This window comes from Nioella nitratireducens (genome assembly GCF_001879715.1).
Classification (GTDB): Bacteria; Pseudomonadota; Alphaproteobacteria; order Rhodobacterales; family Rhodobacteraceae; genus Nioella; species Nioella nitratireducens.
In genome coordinates, this window is record NZ_MNBW01000004.1 from 226437 (window position 1) to 244955 (window position 18519).

Here is an 18519-nt window from a genome sequence, read left to right on the forward strand (position 1 = left end):
CGGTCCGGGCGTCCTATTTATCGGTCTCGGTCAGCCCTTTGACAAAGAGCCTTTGCATCGCGATCACCACGATGATCGGCGGCACCATTGCCAGAAGCGCCGTCATCATGATGATGTTCCATTGCGGGGTCTGCTCGGAGGCTTCGAGCATCTGTTTGATCGACACGACGATGGTCATCATGTTGGCGTCGGTCGTGATCAGGAGCGGCCAGAGATACTGGTTCCAGCCATAGATGAAGAGGATCACGAACAGCGCCGCGATATTGGTGCGGCTGAGCGGCAGCAGGATGTCCCAGAAGAACCGCATCGGCCCGGCCCCGTCGATCCGGGCGCTTTCCAGCATCTCGTCGGGGATGGTCAGAAAAACCTGCCGGAACATGAAGGTGGCCGTGGCCGAGGCAATCAGAGGCACGGTCAGGCCCCAATAACTGTTGAGCATCCCCAGATCGGCGATCACCTCGAAGGTGGGCAGAATACGCACCTCGACGGGCAGCATCAGGGTGATGAAGATCATCCAGAAGACCCCCATTCGGAAGGGGAACTTGAAGTAAACGATGGCGTAGGCCGACAGCAGCGAGATGGCGATCTTGCCGACTGCGATCATCATCGCCATGACCAGCGAATTGAACATCATCATCCAGACAGGCGCGGTGCGGGTTCCATCCAGCCCGTTGCCAAGAAAGGTCTGGCGCAGGTTCACGAAGAACTGGTCGCCGGGCCACATCGGGATCGGGGCCTGCAACATGCGCGCGCCGTCATGGCTGGCGCCGACGAAGGTGATCCAGACCGGCAGCGCGACAAGTGCGACCCCGAAGATCAGCACCAGATGGGCAAGGATCGTGACGAAGGGGCGGTTTTCAACCATCAGTATTGCACCCTCTTTTCGATGAAACGGAACTGGACCACCGTCATCGCGATGACAAGGATCATGAGGATCACGGACTGCGCCGCCGACCCGCCCAGGTCCAGACCGATGAACCCGTCATTGTAGACCTTGTAGACCAGCGTCGTTGTGGCATTCGCCGGCCCGCCTTGCGTGACCGCGTGGATGATCCCGAAGGTTTCGAAAAAGGCATAGACCGCGTTCACGACCAACAGGAAGAAGGTGGTGGGTGAAATCAGCGGAAAGATCACCGTGGCAAAGCGCCGGAACGGCCCGGCCCCGTCGATCGCGGCCGCCTCGATGATGGATTTGGGGATGGATTGCATCGCGGCGAGGTAGAAGAGGAAGTTGTAGGCCACCTGCTTCCATGCGGCGGCTATGATCACGAGACACATCGCCTGGTTGCCGTTAAGGTAGTGGTTCCAGTCATAGCCGACATTGTCGAGCATGAACGGAATGATGCCGAGCGTCGGGTTGAACATGAACAGCCAAAGCGCACCCGCCAGCACGGGGGCGACGGCATAGGGCCAGATCAGCAAGGTGCGATATATGGTCGAGCCGCGGATCACCCGGTCGGCAAAACCTGCAAGGATCAACGCAAAGCTCATCGACAGAAAGGCGACGGCGGCGGAAAAGTAGATCGTGCGCCCGAAAGTGTCCAGGTATTGGCGACTGTTCCACAGGTATGTGAAATTCTCGAACCAGACGAATTCGGTCGACAACCCGAAGGCATCCTCGACAAGAAATGACTGATAAACCGCCTGGCTCGCCGGCCAGATAAAGAAGACCACCGTAATGATCACCTGCGGGGCCACCAGAAGGTAGGGCAACAGGGACGGTGGGAAGTGCACGCGTTTGAGCATCTGGATACAGTCGGTTGTGCGGGATGGGAAAGACCCGGCGGCCAGAAGGTGCCGCCGGGTCCGATTGCGTCAGGGATCGGCGATCAGTTCACCGAGCGCTCGAACCGGCGCAGCAGCTCGTTACCACGCGCAACCGCGTTGTCCATTGCTTCCTGGGCGGTCTGGTCACCTGCCCAGAGTGCTTCCAGCTCTTCGTTGATCACGTCACGCACCTGCACGTAATTGCCGAAGCGGATGCCGCGGGAATTCGGGGTCGGCTCGTTCAGCGAAAGCTGCTGGATGGCCACGTCGGTGCCGGGGTTCTCGTCGTAGAAGCCCTGCTCGCGGCTCAGCTCGGCGGCAGCGGTGGTGATCGGAACGTAGCCGGTGGCCTGGTGCCAGCGGGCCTGAACCTCGGGCGAGGAGATGTAGGTCAGGAACTGTGCCAGACCGCGATAGTCTTCCTCGGGATGACCACGCAGCGCCCACAGGGTGGCGCCACCGATGATCGAGTTCTGCGGCGCGTCGGCCACATCCGTATCCAGCGGCAGCATGGTTTGGCCGAACTCGAAGTCCACCTGACCATTGATCGAGCCGTAATAGGCCGAGGAGTTCATCCACATCGCGCATTCGCCGTTGGTGAACAGCGGCAGGGAATCCCCGCGGCGTCCGCCATAGACGAACAGGTTGTCGTCCTGCATGGCCGCGATGGCCTCCAGGCGGTTGACGACATGATCGTTGTTGAAGGTGAACTCGGTGTCGAACCCGGCAAAGCCGTTTTCCTGCGTGCCCATGGCGATGTTGTGCCAGGCCGAGAAGTTCTCGACCATCACCCAGCTCTGCCAGCCGAAAGACAAGCCGCATTCCATGCCGTTATCGACAACGGCGCGGGCGGCGGCCTCAACTTCGTCCCAAGTGGTGGGAACGCCAACGCCAGCCGCGTCCAGCGCGTCGGCATTGTACCACATCACGGGGGTCGAGCTGTTGAAGGGCATGGACAGAAGTTCGCCTTCCGGGGTCTGGTAGTACGAAACCACGGCCGGCAGATAGTCGGCGCCGTCGAAGGGCTCGCCTGCGTCTTCCATCATCTGCTGCACGGGGTAAATCGCGCCCTCGGCAGCCATCATCGTGGCGGTGCCGACTTCGAAGACCTGCACGAGGTGCGGCTGCTCACCGGCGCGGAAGGCGGCGATGGCGGCGGTCATGGTCTCGGTGTAGTTGCCCTTGTAGGTGGGGATGACGGTGAAGTCTTCCTGCGAGGCGTTGAATTCGGCAGCCATCTCGTCGATCAGCTCGCCGTTGACGCCGCCCATGGCGTGCCACCAGTGAATTTCGGTTTGCGCGGCAGCCATGCTGGCCATCATCGCGGTCGCTGCGGCACTTGCCAGAAGCGTCTTGGTGAAGGTCATCTTTTCTCTCTCCCTGGGAGGGTTGGTCGTGAACATGCGCAGAATTCGGGCAGACGAGAAATAATTCAAGTGAATTTTATATAACAGTATTCATAATAAAACGTTATGTTGATATAGAGACCATCATCCGCCGCACATCATGAAATCAGGTCCAACCCATTGAAATTCAAACTAAGACAACTGGAGGCTTTCCGCGCCGTCGCCGAAGCCGGGAACATCACCAAGGCGGCGAAGGTTCTGGGAATCTCACAACCGGCGGTCAGCCGCCTGTTGTCGGATTTCTCGGGCTCCGTCGGGTTCGAGCTGTTCACGCGCCGCCGCGGGGTGCTGATCCCCACCAGCGATTCCCGCTATCTGCTGGCCGAGGTCACACGGATTCTGGATGGGCTAGACCATCTCGACGACCTGCGCCGCGACCTGACCGAACGAACCGTTGGCCATATCCGTATCGCCTGTCTGCCCGGCTTCGCGGTCAGCCACCTGCCCGGCGTTTTGGTAGATTTCCTCAAGGCCCGCCCCGGCGTGACCGTCACATTGGAACCGGACCGCCCCGAACGCATCCTCGAATGGATCATCGGGGAACAGTATGATTGCGGCATAACGGACGGGTTCCTCGGCCACCCTGCCACGCAGAGCCAGGATCTTTTCGTGCGGTCGGTCTGCATCCTGCCCAAGGGGCACCTGTTGCAGGAAAAGACCCGGATCACCCCCGCCGATCTGGCCGGGGAAAGGATGATTCACACCCGCCGCGACAGCCGGTTCTTCCAGCACCTGTCACGGGCTTTTTCCGACTACGGGGTCGAAATCAACAGCCTTGTCGAAGTGCGTCAGTTCACAACGGCCTGCACAATGGTGGGGCATGGCATGGGCGCCTCGGTCATCAGTGCGCTGGACGCGGAAGCGTTTCGCCATGAGGGCCTCGTCATCCGCCCCTTCAGCCCGGAAATCTTCCACCGCCTGACCATTCTGCGCCCGGCGTCTGGCCCCACATCGCCGGTCGTGCTGGACTTCATCGACGCCTTCGTCGAAAGCTTGCGCCCGTTTCTGGCCCAACAGCACCGAGAGGGATGATCATGAAAGACGCCGCCGAGGTGTTCGACGCCTACGAGGCGATCCGCAGCCGTTTGCCATCCATGCCAAGCCCCGGCGCAGGGCAGGACATCGACGCGTTGACCGACATCGCCGAAACGGTCGATGCCTTTGTTTTCGACGCGTTCGGCGTGCTCAATGTCGGAGACACCCCGATCCCCGGCGCGGCCCGGCGCGTTGCCGCGCTGCGTTCCATGGGCAAGGCGGTGCGCGTACTGTCGAACGCGGCCAGCTACGACCGTGTGGCAGCCTTCGCCAAATTCACCCGCCTCGGGATTCCGCTGGCCGAGGAGGAGCTTGTCACCAGCCGTGACGCGACCTTGCTGGCGATGGATGCCCGGCTGTGGGGCGTGATCGCCGCCCCGGAAGATCGGTTGCTGGACATGCCCGGTCCGACGTTGCGCCTTGGGGATGATCGTGACGCGATCGACCGGGCCGAGGGGATCGTGTTCCTGTCCAGCGCCGGATGGACCGAGGCCCGCCAGCAGATGCTGACAGACAGCCTTGCCGCCCGTCCCCGACCCGTCCTGATCGGCAATGCCGATCTGGTCGCACCGCGCGAAACCGGCCTGTCGCTGGAGCCGGGGCATTTCGCCCAGACCCTGCCTGCGCCGGACCTGCGGATGTTCGGCAAGCCCTTTCCCGATGTCTATACCCTGACCCGAGCCAGCCTGCCGGGCACACCGCCCTCGCGCATCGCGATGTGCGGGGACACGCTGCATACCGATATTCTCGGGGCTGCCGCCGAAAGATGGCAGACGGTGCTCGTCACGCGCGACGGGCTGTTTGCCGGGCACGATACCCGCCCTTTCGAGACCCGCTCGGGCATAGTTCCCGACTGGCGGGTCGCCCGCATCTAGGAATGCCTCCGGGGGGCCGGGAGATGGCGGCGCGATCCCAATCCTTTGGCAGCCCTCGGACCGGCCAAACCCTTAGCGCTGTGTCGCCAAAGCCTTGTTCTTGAAGCGTTTATCGGCGGTGACATCGGCCCCGAACCAGTCTGGCGGAGCGAAGGCATCGGCTGCGTCGAGCGACGGGAACTCCACCTCGACCAACATCAGGGGCGCCAGCACACCGTCGAAAATGTCCAGCTCGAACACCCTGCCGTCCGCAAGGGCACCGACATAGCGGGTCTTCTCGATCCGGCTGCCTGACGTCGCGGGCCACAGCGTCTGAAACTGGTCGGCCGTGATCGCGGTCTCATGCTCGGACCGCTCGATCGTGCCGCCGGACTTCACGGTCAGGAAATACCCGTCGCCTTTCTGGCGCAAGCGCACTTCAACGCTGTCGTCGGGGCCAGTGAGATAGCCTTGCCGCACCGCCTCGGCGCGCAGCCCGTCAAGCGCCGGGCAGCTCACAACGCGGAATTTCCGCTCGATCTCGGTCGGGTCGCTCATTTCGCGATCCTGTCCATGACCTCATCATGCAACGCCTGATAGGCTTGCGCCGCCGCGCTCTTGGGGGCCGTCGCCATGACCGGGGCGCGGTGCACCCCCATCCGCTCGATTTCCGAAGCGAAGGCGATCTGCGTCTTCATCAGCCGCTTCTTGTGGGCCTGTTTCATCGCGTCGATCGTCTCGCCATGCAGCGATTTCACACCCTGCACCATGGAAAAGAACCCATGCAGCTTTTTCAACGGCAGGTCATGACTGCGGAAGAACACTTCCAATTGTTCGAAGGTGCGCTGTGACAGGGTCGAGGGGATCACCGGCACCACGATCCCGTCGGCAGAGCGAAAGACGTTCTCGGACAGGGTCGAGATGTTCGGCGGACAATCCAGCAAGACCACGTCATAATCACCCTTAACCCCCTTCAGCGCCTTTTTCAGGCGTGACCGGCTGTTGCGCATCCGGGCAAGAAAGACATCGAAGTCGCGGAAGGACATGTTCGCGGGCAGGATATCGAGATTGTCGTAATCACTGCCCCGAATAGCCTTGGTGAACCGCTCGACGTCCTTGAAAAACTTTGCCTCCGTCAGCTTGCTGGACGGCTTTACCCGAAAGTAGAAGCTCGACGCGCCCTGCGGGTCCAGATCGCACAGCAGCGTCCGCTTGCCCGAGGCCGCCAGCGCATAGGCGAGGTTTACCGCCGTGGCCGTCTTGCCGACGCCGCCCTTGTTCGAATAGCAGGCTATGATCTTCATGGTCACTCCTTGCCTCCGTGAAAGAGGTCGCGGAAGGTTTGCTGGGTCTCGGCGCTGTTGAAGCGGGCAAAGCTTTCGACCACCTTCCCGCGTTCCTCCAGCTGTCGCTGGTGCAGGACGGCGATCAAGGCGCCGACGCTCTGCGCGAGTTCGAGGTTCCCGTCATGGTCTGCGCGATCCAGCCCGGCCAGGAACGCCTGAAGGCTTTCCTGTTGCACCGAGTAGTCGTTGAACAGCCCGAGATTGTCTTGCAGGCGCTTGAGCGGCTTGATCAGGCTCTTGAAGGCGGATTTCGGAAACACGGGGCCGAAAAATTCCATCAGGTAGCGCAGCTTCTTGCAGTGGATGCGAAGTTGGTGGACCTCTTCATCAGCGGTGTCAGCGTCGATCCCGGCCGCGATCTTGCAGATCTTGCGATAGCGTTTCCAGATCAGTTTACAGGCGAAGTCGTAGGCCGGCAGGTCGGCATTGGGACCGCGCTGCAACTTTTTCCGGCTGTCGAACAATTTGCCGAGCCTGTCCATATCCTTGTCATAGGCATTGCTGCGCAGGTGGCGCGACAGGGTCTTGAGTGCTTCCTGTCGTTCCTCGGCGAACATGGCGAACATCCGGTCCAGCCCGCCATGCAGGCTGTCGGGCAGCAGGCCATAAAACGCGTTACGCTCCAGCAGGTAGACATCAAGGTCGCGCAACCGGCCCGTTGGGGCCATCAGGCCCGAGAACCGGGCTTTCAGATCCTGTGTCTGCGCCTTTGCATAGACACCTTTGAACAGGCTCAGCACAGAGCGGATCTTGCGCAGGGCAATGCGGTAGTCATGCAGAAACTCGGTGTCGATATCCTCGATAACACCCGCCTCGTTCTGTCGGGCCACCGGCAGATAGGCGGCGATGATATCGCTTGCGGCATCAAAGGCCGCTTCGTCGTGGCCAACGCCGATATCGGGCTTTGCGGCATAGGGTGCTAGGTTGGGAAAGAGCCGCCCGTAGAGATCATCATCACTCAGCGGCACGCCCGTGCAGGCCGCCACCCGGCCGGTCAGTTTCGCCAACGCCTTGTCATAGCCGCGCAGCCCCTGCACCGCGACCACCGCGACGCTGGATGCCCCATCGGCGGACAACAGGCGCAGGCTCGCACGGGCCTGTGTCTTTTCCTCGTCATCCACCAGGGCAAGCTCTGACAGGCGCAACTGGCCGGTGCCGATCGCCATCAGGCTGCGCAGTTCAGGAAGGCTCGACAGGGCATGTTTGACCGGGCCGTCGGCCAGATCGGCGACGAAGGAGCAGCCCGTCCCGCCCGGTTGCGACAGGGTGGTGCCATCCGCTTGCCACAGCTCTAGCCGGTCGTCGATTTCGATCAGCACACGACGCTCTTTGCGCAGGCTCTGGTTGAAGGTGTCATAAAGGGTAAAGCCAGCGGTTTCCTCCGCCTGCGTCAGGACGGGTGTCAGCCTGCCCACCGGACTGGCCGACAGCTGGTCGACCGCCTCGACGGGCAGCAGGAAACACGCATCGTCGTGTCGGGTCATTCAGTTACTTTCCGGGTTGGTCGAGAAAATTCTCAACGAGGGTCTCGATGATCTTCTGGACGCTCGTCTCGTCTTCGATTGCACGAAGCTTGAGGGCCTTGAGGGTCTTGCTGCTCAGCCGGAGCGAGGTGTTTTTCTTCTTGTCACTCTTGTCGCCAGCGGGTTTGTCCGTGCTTTTCTTGGATTTCGGCATTCATGGCCTCATGACTTAATGACGTCATTTTTTCACGCGGTGCGCCGGAATTCAACCCAAAAAACCCTTCGCTGCTGGCCTGACCTAAAGATATGCGGCTTTTTTCCTTGCCTCACTTATCACTCTGGCACAAAATTTTGCCTGGGTCTAAGAGCTGCATCCGCTGTCACATTGCCGTTGAGAGGTTTCCTATGGACCGTTGCCTGTTTGTCGCTGAAACCGAGACCATTGATGCAGTCATTCATGTCTGGGTGCGGAAGGGAACGCGCCATCCCCGTCCGGTTAAGCCCGCCGATGTGACCGATGATGCGCTGCAAACAGCCGAATTTCACGGCGCGCCGAAAGATGCGATCCTGACTTGGCTGAAGCGGCTTACCGCTACGCCCTGACCGGCCTCAGCCCCCTCTGAACCCTGCGACAATCCGGGCCAGATCCGGATGTGCCACGCGTGCGGCGGCCTTGTGGGGTGAGACCCATTCGCGCTGGCGGTGGCTTTCGTCCCATTGGCTGTCGGACAACACCTTGGTCACGTCCATCGGATAGACCGCCACCGTGCAGATTGCCCCCCATTTGGCATGATCATACTGCCCAAGGCGGACCGCACCGATCCGCCCCATGACCCCGGCCTCTTCCAAGGCCTCCTTGGCGGCGGAGTCCTGCGGGGAAAGGCCGGGTTCGCAGATGCCCTTGGGGATGCCCCATTTCCGTCCGCTGCTGGTGGTGACCAGCAGCACCTGCACCGCGCCCTTGTGTCGGCGATAGGGCAAGGCGGCGGATTGGGTGTAGTAATAGGCCGGACGAGGGCGGCGTTCCGGCCAACCGGGGCCGGGAAATGGGAAGCTGTCGGGCAGATCGTTCGCCGCAACCAGCCGCTTCACCCTGCCCGTTCCCTTTCCAAGCGCGCCGCCGCGCAAACGCACATGGGCCAGCGAGCCGGGGCGCATGGCCGGTGCATCGGGTGCAAGGTGGCGCAACAGGTCGGTCAGCGTGTCGGGATGGCCTGAACACAACATTGCCGGCGCGGCCCGGTCGGACAGGGCCGAGACCTGATCGACCACGGAAGCCCGATAAAGCCTCTGGTCGGTCACGATGCTCCGCGCGGTCCCACCCCCGGCCTTCAGGGCCTTCTCTACACTAACAAGGGCGCGTTCCGCAGGCGAGGCAACGGCGATGTCTGGCGCATGCCCCTGCTCTTGCAGCCACGCCCCGAGTTTCTGCGCCTGTCGCTTGGAGCGCGATTTCAACGCGCGCGCCATGTCGCCTGCGCCATCGTCGGCTTTCGCGTCGCCGTGACAGAGCAATAGCAGATCTCGAACGGACATGAATATTCCTCCCTCGGACCGGGGGGCGATCATGCCATTGACAGCAGGGCTTCACAAACCTTTTCAGGATCGTATCGCAGGGGATCGTTCGCCTTTCGCAGCGGCAATGGCACCAGCGGCAGGCCAAACCGGGTCGTCAGCCGCACGGCGTCCTGCCCGTTGAATGCGTCATTGTCACACAGAACGGCGGTCATCAGATCCGAAACCGGGGTCTCCGCGCCCGCATCGGTCCGCAGGGCAGACAAGAGCGCGTCCACCTGATCGGTGAGGGTCATGCCATGGCATTCCGGATCGGCGCCAAGGCTGGGCAGGTAGATTTTCGGAACCGTGCGTTGCGCCACCGACCGGCCAACATGTTTCGGCAACAGGTTCGCAATCACGCTGGAAAACAGGCTGCCCGGCGGATAGCAGATCAGATCGGCCTGCCCGATCAGCTTGCGGTTGCGCTTGGGCAGGGGCACGTCCTCGCCCGACAGGCGCACGCCCCGGTCGAGCAGGAAGAAGTCACGGATCGTAGAGGCGATCGGCGACGCGTCCTTGCCGGTCAAAAGGCGTTGCGTCGAAACCTCGGTGCCATCGTGCAAAACGGCCCCTATATCGAGGTTGCGATCCACGATCGCCCGCACCGTTCCTTGAACCGCCACCATCTTGGACATCAAAAACAAGACCGGCTCCAATGCGCGGTCATTGGCGAGGTAGCCGCCCGCGAGGATCAGGTTGCCGACACTGGCCCCGGCAAAGTTGAACTCCGCCGGACACTTGGCGGCAAAAACCTTGAGTTGCGACAGGATCAGGCTGCGCATCGGCTGCGAGATGGCCTTCATCAACCGGTGGCGGCCGTCCATCAGGGTGGCAAATTCCTCGGCCAGATCTGCCCGCGTCGCGTTCTTGGGAAAGCGGTAGGAAAACAGACGAAAGATATCGGGCTGGCCCAGAACCGATTCATCGGCCAGCGCCATGAGGCGGCTGCGCAGGTCGCCCACGGCGGGCATCTCGAAAGCCTCGCGCAGCACTTGCGAACTGCCGCCGCTGTCAAACGGCGTGATCAGGTGGATCGAGTTGTGGGTATAGAGTTTCAGCACCCGTGCGATTTCGTTCAGCGCACTGCCACCCGAGAAAAACAACAGGCGCGGCCCCAGATTGGGCAAGCTGCGCGCCCGCGCGACCCGCAAGGTGTCGGGAAATTCCGCGTTGCGGGTAATCTGAAGGTCTGACATTCTGCGTCTCTCCTGAATATCCCGCAGCGATACAAAACTGTCTGAAACCTCCTTTAACACCCATGGATACAACGTCGAATGGCTTTCTTGCGGACATCCGCCCCTGTGCGCGGGCGCTGATCCTGCGGAAACAGGAGGTATTGGTGCAGGTAAAATCGAAACCGGGGCGCGGTGATTACCTGTCGCTGCCAGGTGGCAAACAAGAGCCGGGCGAGACCCTGACCGATTGCGTGATCCGCGAATGCCGGGAAGAGATCGGCGTGACCGTGGACGTCGACCGCCTGATTCACGTTGCCGAAACCTTTCGTGACAAGCCCGGCGGCCTGCGGCACCAGCTGGATGTGCTTTTCGCCTGCACGGTTCCGGCGGGCTACACCCCACGGCTTGGCCCCCATCCCGACCCCTCGCAGATCGCAACGGCATGGGTGCCGTTGCAGGACGCCATCCCCCGCCTGTCCCCGGCGTTCGGCCCGGCCCTGACCGGGGACGCGGTCTATCTGGGGCTGTGCAATGGCTAAACTTCCGCGCGCTGTTGGTGAGAACCTGCATTTTCTCTGCGCTGAACTCGACGGGCAATTGTCCAACCTCGAAGCCTATTTCGAAGCGCCCGACCCGACCACCGCACAAAAGGTGATCCAGCGTGCGGGGTATTCCTACAACCTGTGGTCACGGGTCCAGAGCGCGGCCCTGCGAGGGCTGTCCTCGAAAAAGCCCACCCGCGAGACGCAAGTGCAGTTGCACAACGCGGCGCTCGTGGCGCGCAATCTCGATCTGATTGCCCGCATGGCGCGGCGCAGTCTTGAACATGCCGAGGATGTCGATCGCAAGGCCCTGTTGCGGCCCGAAGCCTACCCCAAGGTCATCAAGCGCGTGCGCAAACGGATCAAGGCGATCCTGCCCGCGATGGAGGCCCGCGACAGCGACACGGCGGTGAAGATCGGACACGCCAAGGCCGATCTCGATACGCTCTACGATCAGCTCTTTCGCACCTACACCCAGGACATGCGCAAATCGAAACACACCGAGGATCTGGCCAAGTCGCTGCTTGCGGCAAACGAGGTGCATCGCATGGGCGATGCGCTGCAAGGCATCAGCGAGGCAATCCTGTCCGCCAGCATCGGCCAGTCGGTGCATTTCGATCGCTATTTTTCATTGCGGAACGTGTTGGCAACGGGCGCGGCCGACGATCTGGAACTGGAGCCGCTGGCCGAAACCCGCTCGGGCAGCACGATCTCGGGCCTTCGCAGCAAGGACGGGCCCAGTGACGGATTCGACGCGGTGTTCAAGGACGGCGAGGCCGGGAAAGTGCGCGAGGAACGGGCGGGCGTAAAACGGTGGGATTCCATCTATCCCGGTCTTGCCCCCAAGATCTTGTCCTACCAGAGGAACGGGGATTCGGCCGCGTTGCTGATCGAGTATCTGCATGGCCAGACGTTCGAGCAGGTCTTGCTGGGGGAAAGCGATGCGATGCTTGCGCAGGCCGAGACGGCGCTGGCCAAGACCCTCAGGGATGTCTGGAAACGCACCCGCACCGACGAACCCGCTGACATGGCCTCGATGAAACAGCTCTTGAAACGGCTGCCCGATGTCTACCGCGTGCACCCGGACTTCGATGCCGTCCACTCTCGTATCAATGGGCTGGAGCTATGCGGGTTCGAAACCCTCGTGCAGCGCGCCGCCGCACGGGAAAAGGCGCTGATCGCGCCGTTCTCGGTGCATATCCATGGGGATTTCAACCTCGACAACGTGATCTTCGATGCAAGCGAAAGCAAGATCCACTTCATCGACCTGCACCGATCACGCTTCATGGACTACGTGCAGGACGTGTCGGTCTTCATGGTCTCGAACTACCGGCTGCAAGTGCATGACGCCGAGACGCGGCGGCGGGTCGTGCAGGTGGCTTCGGGTGTGCACGCGATGGCCCTGAAATTCGCCCGCGCACAGGGGGACAAGAGCTTTGAATACCGGCTGGCGCTCGGGCTGGCGCGCAGTTTCGCCAGCTCGACCCGTTTTGTCTTCGACAAATCCCATGCCCGGCGCATGATGGTGCGCGCCCGCTTCCTGCTGGAGGCCGCCCTGACCTGTCCGCCGGGCAAGGAAAACCGGCTGAAACTGCCGATCAAGGAGCTGTTTCGTGACTGAACTGAAAATCGGGGTGATCGGCATCCCGGGAAAATGGTCGACCGAGGCGCTCGCCGACGCGGTCGAGGCGCGCACCGGCTTTCGCCGCGTGATCGACATGGGGGCCGTAGCGCTGGACCTGGACACCGGCGCGCTGATGCATGCGGGTGAGGATCTGTGCAGCTTCGATGCGCTGATCGTCAAGAAAATCTCCGAGGTCTACAGCCCCCATGTGCTCGACCGGCTTGAATTGCTGCGCGTGGCCGAGGCACGCGGGGTGCGTGTCTACTCGCGGCCCGAGGCGATCCTGCGGCTCATCGACCGGCTGGCCTGCACCGTGTCGCTCCGGCTCGCGGATATCCCGATGCCCCGGACCCTTGTTACCGAGGATCTGGCCGAAGCCGAGGCAGCGGTCGCAATCTATGGCAGCGCGGTGTTCAAGCCGCTCTACTCGACCAAGGCGCGCGGCATGTGCCTGATCGACACAGGCCCCGAAGCCGCGGCGCAGATCGCTGGCTTCGCCGCGGACAACCCGGTCATGTACATCCAGGAAAAGCGCGACCTATCCGGGCAGGATCTGGGCATGGTGTTCCTGAACGGGAGCTATCTTTGCACCTATGCGCGTGTTTCAGCCTCGGACACATGGAACACGACCATTCATAGCGGCGGCAAATACGCCGCCTATCAGCCCGACGCCGACCTGATCGACTTGGCCCGCCGGGCACAGGCCCCCTTTGGCCTGACCTTCACCACCGTCGACGTGGCGCTGACCGAACAAGGCCCCATCGTCTTCGAAGTGTCGGCCTTTGGCGGCTATCGCGGCGCGCAAGAGGGGTGCGGCCTGGATGCGGCGGCACTGGTTGCCGAACACGTGATCGCCGGGGCCACGCCATGACCCTGACAAGCGTTGCCGATGTGCTGGCGCGTCTCGACCGCTCGTGCCTTGCCGATACCGACCCCCTGGTCCTGTCGGTCGGGCCAATCCGGCTGCGCCTGCGCTGCGCCGGACCCTTGCGTGGCGACCTGTCCACCTATTTCGCCGATGTGCTGGCGGCGGATGGGCCGGAGGCAATTGACATCGACATACTGGAGGGGCAAGCGCTCGACCCCGCGCCGGACTGGGTGGATTGGGCGCGCGAGCCCGGCAAGACCGGGCGCAAGGATGCCATCCACGATCTGGCCGACGGACGGCTGGTCTTCAAACGGCGCACGGGCGTTACCTTTCTGCAATCCCGCACGGCCTTGGTGGCGTTCGGACCTGTCAGGGAAAATGCGAACCAGGTGATCAATTTCGTCAACACCCAGGTGCTGAATGCCTGCCTGCGGGGGGGCTGGCAAATCTGCCACGCGGCGGCCGTCACCAACGGCACGCGAACCTTGGCAATTGCCGGCCTGTCGGGCGGGGGAAAATCCACCTCGGTCTTGCGGATGATGGACCTGCCCGGCACGGCCTTCGTCACCAATGACCGGTTGATGGTGCGCGGTGGCGCGCCGGTCCCAAGCGCCCTTGGCATCCCCAAGCACCCCCGGATCAACCCCGGCACCATCCTGCACAACCCGCGCCTGCACGCGATGCTGCCGCCCGACCGGCTGGCGGCGCTGGCCGAGATGGCGCCCGCGGACCTGTGGCATCTGGAGGAAAAGCACGACCTGATCCTGCCTGATGTCTATGGTCAGAACCGGTTGCAACTGGCCGCCCCGCTGACCGATTTCTGGGTTTTGAACTGGCGGCAGGATACGGCGCGGCCCACGACCGTGCATGATGTGACCCTGTCTGACCGCCCTGATCTGCTTGGCGCAATCATGAAAAGCGCGGGCCCCTTCTACGCGGATGCCCATGACCGGTTCCAAACGGATCGCACGCCGCTCGATCCTGCCGCGTATTTGTCTGCGCTGCGCCATGTCCGGGTGCGCGAAGTGACCGGGCAGGTCGATTTCGACGCCCTCTTCGCGGAGGGCCGCCGCGTGTTGGGCGTCAGCGCATGACCCCGCGCTTCATCGCCCTCATTCGCCACGGCGCCTATAATCAGCGCCCCGATACGCCAAGCGCGCTGCAACCCTTCCCCCTGACGGACACGGGCCATGCCCAGGCCCGGGCCTGCGGAGAGGACATCGCCCAGCTTCTGGACGAGACCGGCTGGCGGCTTGATCCGGTGGCGCATTCCTCGCTGCAATTGCGCGCATGGCAGACCGCGCGGGGCGTGGCCGACGTTCTGGCGCCCCTTGGGCATCTCCTACAGATCGAACAAACCGACGATCTCTCGGAACGGGGGCTTGGCAGTGCCGCCAACCTGACCTTGCAGGAAATCGAGGATGTTCTGTGCGCTGACCCCCGCTTTGACGCGCCGCCGCCGGGATGGAAGGCCGACCGCGACTATCGACTGCCCTTGCACGGGGCCGAGTCGATGCGCATGGCGGGCGCGCGGGTGGCGGGCTGGTTGCGCCGGGCGGTGGCGCAGGAAACCGCAGCCCCTACCGCGACGCTGACCCTTGTCTTTGGCCATGGCGCAGCCTTCCGCCACGCGGCACACGACCTTGGCGTCCTGAGCCTCGACGAGATTTCACAATTCAGCATGTATCACGCACGACCGTTACTATTGTGTTACAAAGGCAATGATACATGGCTCCATTGCGGCGGGGCCTGGAAGCAGCGCCCCCGTCCGGAAACCGCACTGGACTGAGGATCGTCTGACTTGGCTGACCAAGACGCGATGTGGCAAGGGCCTGCCACGCTGCTGCCGCCCGTTTTCGATGCCTATTGCGATTTCGACGGGCTGCCCCGGCAATGCGCCGCATGGCCAGTTTCCGAGCCGCATTCCGGTGGCGGAACGCAGGCCTGCCTGCGCGACGTGCAACACAGCCTCAAGATCGCAGCCGCCCATGGCCGCTGGCATTGGCCGGAGCACCCGGTTGTCTTCATTTCAGATCCCCACGCCGATGCCGAGGGCTTCCTGAGATCGCTGGCGGCGGCCGGAACAATTCAGCGCAATGGCCATGGTCCGCGCGACTTCGTCCTGACCGGCTTTGGCCAGAGCGCGCGCATCGTGCTGGGCGGAGATTGCCTCGACAAGGGGCCAAGCAACCTCGACATGCTGGATGCCCTGGACGCGCTGTTTTCAAGCGGTGCAAACGTGCACCTGCTGGCTGGAAATCACGATTTGCGTTTCATGCTGGCAGTGCAGGCCCTGACCGGGCCGCGCAGCCCGCTGACCGAACACCTGTTCGTGCGTATGGGGCGCAAGACCGTTCCCCTGCTGCGCGAGGTCTGGGACAGGTTCCCGACCGCCGATCTGATGGCGAACCTGCCTGATGAGGCGATCTGCCGGGCCCGCATCTTCCCCGGCCCCGACTGGGACACGCAGTTTCCAGATTTGGCCGCCGCCCATTTGTCGCGCAAGGCCATCGACAAGGAACTGGCCCGCCTGCGAACCAAGCAAGACCAGTTCGATGCCCAGATCACCAAGGCGGGTATGACCATGCGCATGGTCTATGCGTCGGCGCTGATGTGCAGGTCTTTGTTCCTTGCCCCGGACGGGCCCTATGCGTGGTTCTACGAGCGTATGGACATGATCCAGAAAAGCGGATCGCTTTTGTTCGTTCATGCCGGGCTCGACGACGCGATGTGCGCGCTTTTGGCCGAGGGTGGTCCCGATGCCGTCAATGCCCGCTTCCGCGCCGAGGCGCGGCAAGATCCCTTCGCCTTCTACTTTGGTCCGGTGGCCAATCTTGTCCGCACCAAGTATCGTGAGACGGACAAGCACCTGTCGGAGACGGGGGTGCAAAGGCTTCATGCACAGGGGATCAAGATGGTGGTTCAGGGACATGTGAACAATCATCGCGGTCAACGACTTCTGGCCAAACGCGGGCTCTTGCATCTGGAGGGCGACGTGACCCTCGACCGCGCCTCGCGCCATCTGGAGGGGCTGCCGGGAATCGGCGCCGGGGCCACGCTGATCCATCCTTCGGGCGATATCGTCGGCCTCAGCGCGGACTTCCCCGCCGCCAAGCATTTCCACCCGGAGCGCCTGTCTTGGGACGGGGTGGTCGCATGAGCCAGCCCGACGGAAAATTCCGCCACGAATCCTTGCAAGACCGCAAGACCATCAAGGCGTTGCTGACCGCGCTGACCAAGGGCATCGGCGCAGGAGAAATCACTTTCGGCGAGGACGACAAGACCTTGGTTCTGCCGGTGGACGGCCTGATGACCCTGCGCATCAAGGCCGACCGCTCGGACGGCGCATGCCGGGTCGATCTGCGGATTTCGTGGACCGAAGACAACGACACCACAAGCACGAGTGCACCGCAGATCAAGTAGAAAAACGTGCGCGCACCACTCCCCCCTAGACGTCGGCGCGCAATCCGGCATGATGCCGGGTGAACGGGATGGACAAGGGAGGGTCCGGTGGAGGTAGCGGGTACCCCCCACGACAGTCACCTGACAGAGCCGCTGGCCCAAGTCAGGGTACTGGTGGTGGATGACGAACCGGGGATGCGGAATTTCCTTGTCAAGACACTGGCGCCCTATTGCCGCGAGGTGGACGAGGCGTCAAACACCGAAGAGGCGGCCGAAAAGCTCGCCGGGCAGCACTTCGACATCATGTTGCTCGACAACATGATGCCGGGACAAAAAGGGTTGGATTGGCTGGCGGATCAAACCGTGACCGGGGGGGGCACCGATGTGATCATGGTCACCGCCTATGCCGATCTGGAAACCGCGATCCGGGCGATGCGTGCCGGGGCGTCGGATTTCATCCTCAAACCGTTTCGCACAAACCAATTGCTCAACGCCGTGCGACGCTGCCAGCAAACCGCCATGTTGCGGCGGGAAAACCGGCTGCTGCGCCGCGAACTCGACCAATCGGACCTGGGGCGGCGGCAGCGCAGCCGGTTGCTGGGCAGCTCGCCCGAGGTCACCCAGATCCGCGAGACTCTGGACAGGGTAAAGGATGTCACCACCCCGCTGCTGATCACCGGTGCGTCCGGCACCGGCAAGGAAGTGGCGGCGCGGCATCTGCATGCGGCCTCGCACCGGGCACGTCAGCCCTTCGTGCCAGTCAATTGCGCCACGATCCCAAGCGATATGATCGAGGTGGAGCTGTTCGGCCACGCAGCCGGGGCCTATCCCGGCGTTGCTTCGGCGCGAGAGGGGCTGTTGGCCTCTGCACAGGGTGGCACCGTTTTTATCGACGAGGTGGCAGAGCTGGCCGCCGCCGCCCAATCGGCATTGCTGCGGGTGTTGGAAGACGGGCTGGTGCGCCCGGTCGGGACAGAGCGCAACCTGCAACTCGATGTCCGCTTCGTGCTGGCAACCTCGAAGTCTCTGGACCAAGAGGTGGCCGCGGGGCGTTTCCGGGCCGACCTGTTCTTTCGTTTCGACGTGCTGAATATCCAGATGCCGCCCTTGGCGCATCGCGGCACGGATGTGTTGGAACTCGCCGAGCTGTTTCTGGGTGACCTTTCTCAACGGCTCGGCTTGCAGCGGCTTGAGATTGATCAAACCACGCGCGCCGCGATGCTGCGCCACGATTGGCCGGGCAATATCCGCGAGCTGCGAAATTTCATTGAACGTTCGCTGATTTTTGGCCGCTTCCCGTTGGAAACCTTGGGCGGTCCGATTGCCACAACTGCCCCGATTGAGCCTTTGGAGCAGGTGGAACGACGGGAAATCCTGCGGGCTCTGGATGCCTTGGGCGGAAACCGGACCGAGGCGGCGCGCCGCCTTGGCGTATCGCGCAAGACCATCGACCGCAAATGCGCGGCCTGGGGCGTCTGAG

20 protein-coding genes are annotated in these 18519 nt (G+C 62.7%); 11 read left to right on the plus strand and 9 right to left on the minus strand.

Annotated elements, in window-relative coordinates; genetic code table 11:
* Positions 1-13 precede the first annotated feature (13 nt).
* The 3 genes from ugpE to ugpB form a co-directional block, all read right to left on the minus strand.
* Complete coding sequence (gene ugpE, locus BKY27_RS05400; protein WP_071673420.1) at positions 14-865, minus strand: sn-glycerol-3-phosphate ABC transporter permease UgpE; 852 nt, start codon at positions 863-865, stop codon at positions 14-16.
* A complete protein-coding gene (ugpA, locus tag BKY27_RS05405; RefSeq protein ID WP_071673421.1) occupies positions 865-1746 on the minus strand; it encodes a sn-glycerol-3-phosphate ABC transporter permease UgpA in 882 nt (293 codons plus the stop codon). Before ugpA ends, ugpE begins: the two co-directional genes overlap by 1 nt.
* Positions 1747-1829: 83 nt before the next feature.
* On the minus strand, positions 1830-3134 hold the full coding sequence (gene ugpB / locus BKY27_RS05410) for a sn-glycerol-3-phosphate ABC transporter substrate-binding protein UgpB (RefSeq protein ID WP_071673422.1): 1305 nt from the start codon (positions 3132-3134) through the stop codon (positions 1830-1832).
* Between the two features lie 159 nt (positions 3135-3293).
* Between ugpB and BKY27_RS05415 the strand changes: the two genes are divergently transcribed.
* Complete coding sequence (locus BKY27_RS05415; RefSeq protein WP_071673423.1) at positions 3294-4205, plus strand: LysR substrate-binding domain-containing protein; 912 nt, start codon at positions 3294-3296, stop codon at positions 4203-4205.
* The gene (locus tag BKY27_RS05420; protein ID WP_324609984.1) at positions 4202-5083 is read left to right on the plus strand and encodes an HAD-IIA family hydrolase; all 882 of its coding nucleotides are present in this window, start codon (positions 4202-4204) and stop codon (positions 5081-5083) included. Before BKY27_RS05415 ends, BKY27_RS05420 begins: the two co-directional genes overlap by 4 nt.
* Positions 5084-5155: 72 nt before the next feature.
* Here the strand turns inward: BKY27_RS05420 and BKY27_RS05425 are convergent, their stop codons facing one another.
* From BKY27_RS05425 to BKY27_RS05440, 4 genes are read right to left on the minus strand one after another with little or no spacing between them, the layout of a single operon-like run.
* Positions 5156-5620: a CYTH domain-containing protein gene (locus tag BKY27_RS05425; RefSeq protein WP_071673425.1), complete on the minus strand. Its 465-nt coding sequence runs from the start codon at positions 5618-5620 to the stop codon at positions 5156-5158.
* Entirely contained in the window at positions 5617-6366 is a 750-nt protein-coding gene (locus tag BKY27_RS05430; RefSeq protein WP_071673426.1) for a ParA family protein, read from the minus strand. The genes BKY27_RS05425 and BKY27_RS05430 overlap by 4 nt, the downstream gene beginning before the upstream one ends.
* A gap of 2 nt (positions 6367-6368) precedes the next feature.
* On the minus strand, positions 6369-7892 hold the full coding sequence (locus BKY27_RS05435) for a CHAD domain-containing protein (RefSeq protein WP_071673427.1): 1524 nt from the start codon (positions 7890-7892) through the stop codon (positions 6369-6371).
* A 4-nt stretch (positions 7893-7896) separates the two neighbouring features.
* A complete protein-coding gene (locus tag BKY27_RS05440; RefSeq protein WP_071673428.1) occupies positions 7897-8085 on the minus strand; it encodes a hypothetical protein in 189 nt (62 codons plus the stop codon).
* Positions 8086-8276: 191 nt separating this feature from the next.
* Between BKY27_RS05440 and BKY27_RS05445 the strand changes: the two genes are divergently transcribed.
* Positions 8277-8474 carry a hypothetical protein gene (locus tag BKY27_RS05445; protein WP_071673429.1) on the plus strand — a complete coding sequence of 66 codons (198 nt, stop codon included), beginning with the start codon at positions 8277-8279 and terminating at the stop codon, positions 8472-8474.
* 6 nt (positions 8475-8480) lie between these two features.
* Here BKY27_RS05445 and BKY27_RS19730 read toward each other — a convergent pair whose 3' ends face one another.
* Positions 8481-9407 carry an NUDIX domain-containing protein gene (locus BKY27_RS19730; RefSeq protein WP_158514963.1) on the minus strand — a complete coding sequence of 309 codons (927 nt, stop codon included), beginning with the start codon at positions 9405-9407 and terminating at the stop codon, positions 8481-8483.
* 29 nt (positions 9408-9436) lie between these two features.
* On the minus strand, positions 9437-10624 hold the full coding sequence (locus tag BKY27_RS05455; RefSeq protein WP_071673430.1) for a GAK system CofD-like protein: 1188 nt from the start codon (positions 10622-10624) through the stop codon (positions 9437-9439).
* A gap of 62 nt (positions 10625-10686) precedes the next feature.
* Here BKY27_RS05455 and BKY27_RS05460 point away from each other — a divergent pair, with 62 nt between their 5' ends.
* From BKY27_RS05460 to BKY27_RS05495, 8 genes are all read left to right on the plus strand, one after another.
* Positions 10687-11142, plus strand: a complete 456-nt coding sequence (locus BKY27_RS05460) for an NUDIX domain-containing protein (RefSeq protein ID WP_071673431.1) — start codon at positions 10687-10689, stop codon at positions 11140-11142.
* Entirely contained in the window at positions 11135-12766 is a 1632-nt protein-coding gene (locus BKY27_RS05465; protein ID WP_071673432.1) for a phosphotransferase, read from the plus strand. Before BKY27_RS05460 ends, BKY27_RS05465 begins: the two co-directional genes overlap by 8 nt.
* Positions 12759-13640 carry a GAK system ATP-grasp enzyme gene (locus tag BKY27_RS05470; protein ID WP_071673433.1) on the plus strand — a complete coding sequence of 294 codons (882 nt, stop codon included), beginning with the start codon at positions 12759-12761 and terminating at the stop codon, positions 13638-13640. The genes BKY27_RS05465 and BKY27_RS05470 overlap by 8 nt, the downstream gene beginning before the upstream one ends.
* Entirely contained in the window at positions 13637-14731 is a 1095-nt protein-coding gene (locus BKY27_RS05475; protein ID WP_146636179.1) for an HprK-related kinase B, read from the plus strand. Before BKY27_RS05470 ends, BKY27_RS05475 begins: the two co-directional genes overlap by 4 nt.
* Entirely contained in the window at positions 14728-15426 is a 699-nt protein-coding gene (locus BKY27_RS05480; protein ID WP_071673434.1) for a histidine phosphatase family protein, read from the plus strand. Before BKY27_RS05475 ends, BKY27_RS05480 begins: the two co-directional genes overlap by 4 nt.
* A 12-nt stretch (positions 15427-15438) precedes the next feature.
* Positions 15439-16797, plus strand: a complete 1359-nt coding sequence (locus tag BKY27_RS05485; RefSeq protein WP_233491778.1) for a metallophosphoesterase — start codon at positions 15439-15441, stop codon at positions 16795-16797.
* On the plus strand, positions 16794-17060 hold the full coding sequence (locus BKY27_RS05490; RefSeq protein ID WP_071673436.1) for an amphi-Trp domain-containing protein: 267 nt from the start codon (positions 16794-16796) through the stop codon (positions 17058-17060). Before BKY27_RS05485 ends, BKY27_RS05490 begins: the two co-directional genes overlap by 4 nt.
* A gap of 87 nt (positions 17061-17147) precedes the next feature.
* On the plus strand, positions 17148-18518 hold the full coding sequence (locus BKY27_RS05495) for a sigma-54-dependent transcriptional regulator (RefSeq protein WP_071673437.1): 1371 nt from the start codon (positions 17148-17150) through the stop codon (positions 18516-18518).
* Position 18519: the final 1 nt, after the last annotated feature.

Coding starts and splice junctions, on each gene's coding strand:
- ugpE (WP_071673420.1), bottom strand. CDS start 865: ATGGTTGAAAACCGCCCCTTCGTCACGATCCTTGCCCATCTGGTGCTG.
- ugpA (WP_071673421.1), bottom strand. CDS start 1,746: ATGCTCAAACGCGTGCACTTCCCACCGTCCCTGTTGCCCTACCTTCTG.
- ugpB (WP_071673422.1), bottom strand. CDS start 3,134: ATGACCTTCACCAAGACGCTTCTGGCAAGTGCCGCAGCGACCGCGATG.
- BKY27_RS05420 (WP_324609984.1), top strand. CDS start 4,202: ATGATCATGAAAGACGCCGCCGAGGTGTTCGACGCCTACGAGGCGATC.
- BKY27_RS05425 (WP_071673425.1), bottom strand. CDS start 5,620: ATGAGCGACCCGACCGAGATCGAGCGGAAATTCCGCGTTGTGAGCTGC.
- BKY27_RS05430 (WP_071673426.1), bottom strand. CDS start 6,366: ATGAAGATCATAGCCTGCTATTCGAACAAGGGCGGCGTCGGCAAGACG.
- BKY27_RS05435 (WP_071673427.1), bottom strand. CDS start 7,892: ATGACCCGACACGACGATGCGTGTTTCCTGCTGCCCGTCGAGGCGGTC.
- BKY27_RS05440 (WP_071673428.1), bottom strand. CDS start 8,085: ATGCCGAAATCCAAGAAAAGCACGGACAAACCCGCTGGCGACAAGAGT.
- BKY27_RS05445 (WP_071673429.1), top strand. CDS start 8,277: ATGGACCGTTGCCTGTTTGTCGCTGAAACCGAGACCATTGATGCAGTC.
- BKY27_RS19730 (WP_158514963.1), bottom strand. CDS start 9,407: ATGTCCGTTCGAGATCTGCTATTGCTCTGTCACGGCGACGCGAAAGCC.
- BKY27_RS05455 (WP_071673430.1), bottom strand. CDS start 10,624: ATGTCAGACCTTCAGATTACCCGCAACGCGGAATTTCCCGACACCTTG.
- BKY27_RS05460 (WP_071673431.1), top strand. CDS start 10,687: ATGGATACAACGTCGAATGGCTTTCTTGCGGACATCCGCCCCTGTGCG.
- BKY27_RS05465 (WP_071673432.1), top strand. CDS start 11,135: ATGGCTAAACTTCCGCGCGCTGTTGGTGAGAACCTGCATTTTCTCTGC.
- BKY27_RS05475 (WP_146636179.1), top strand. CDS start 13,637: ATGACCCTGACAAGCGTTGCCGATGTGCTGGCGCGTCTCGACCGCTCG.
- BKY27_RS05480 (WP_071673434.1), top strand. CDS start 14,728: ATGACCCCGCGCTTCATCGCCCTCATTCGCCACGGCGCCTATAATCAG.
- BKY27_RS05490 (WP_071673436.1), top strand. CDS start 16,794: ATGAGCCAGCCCGACGGAAAATTCCGCCACGAATCCTTGCAAGACCGC.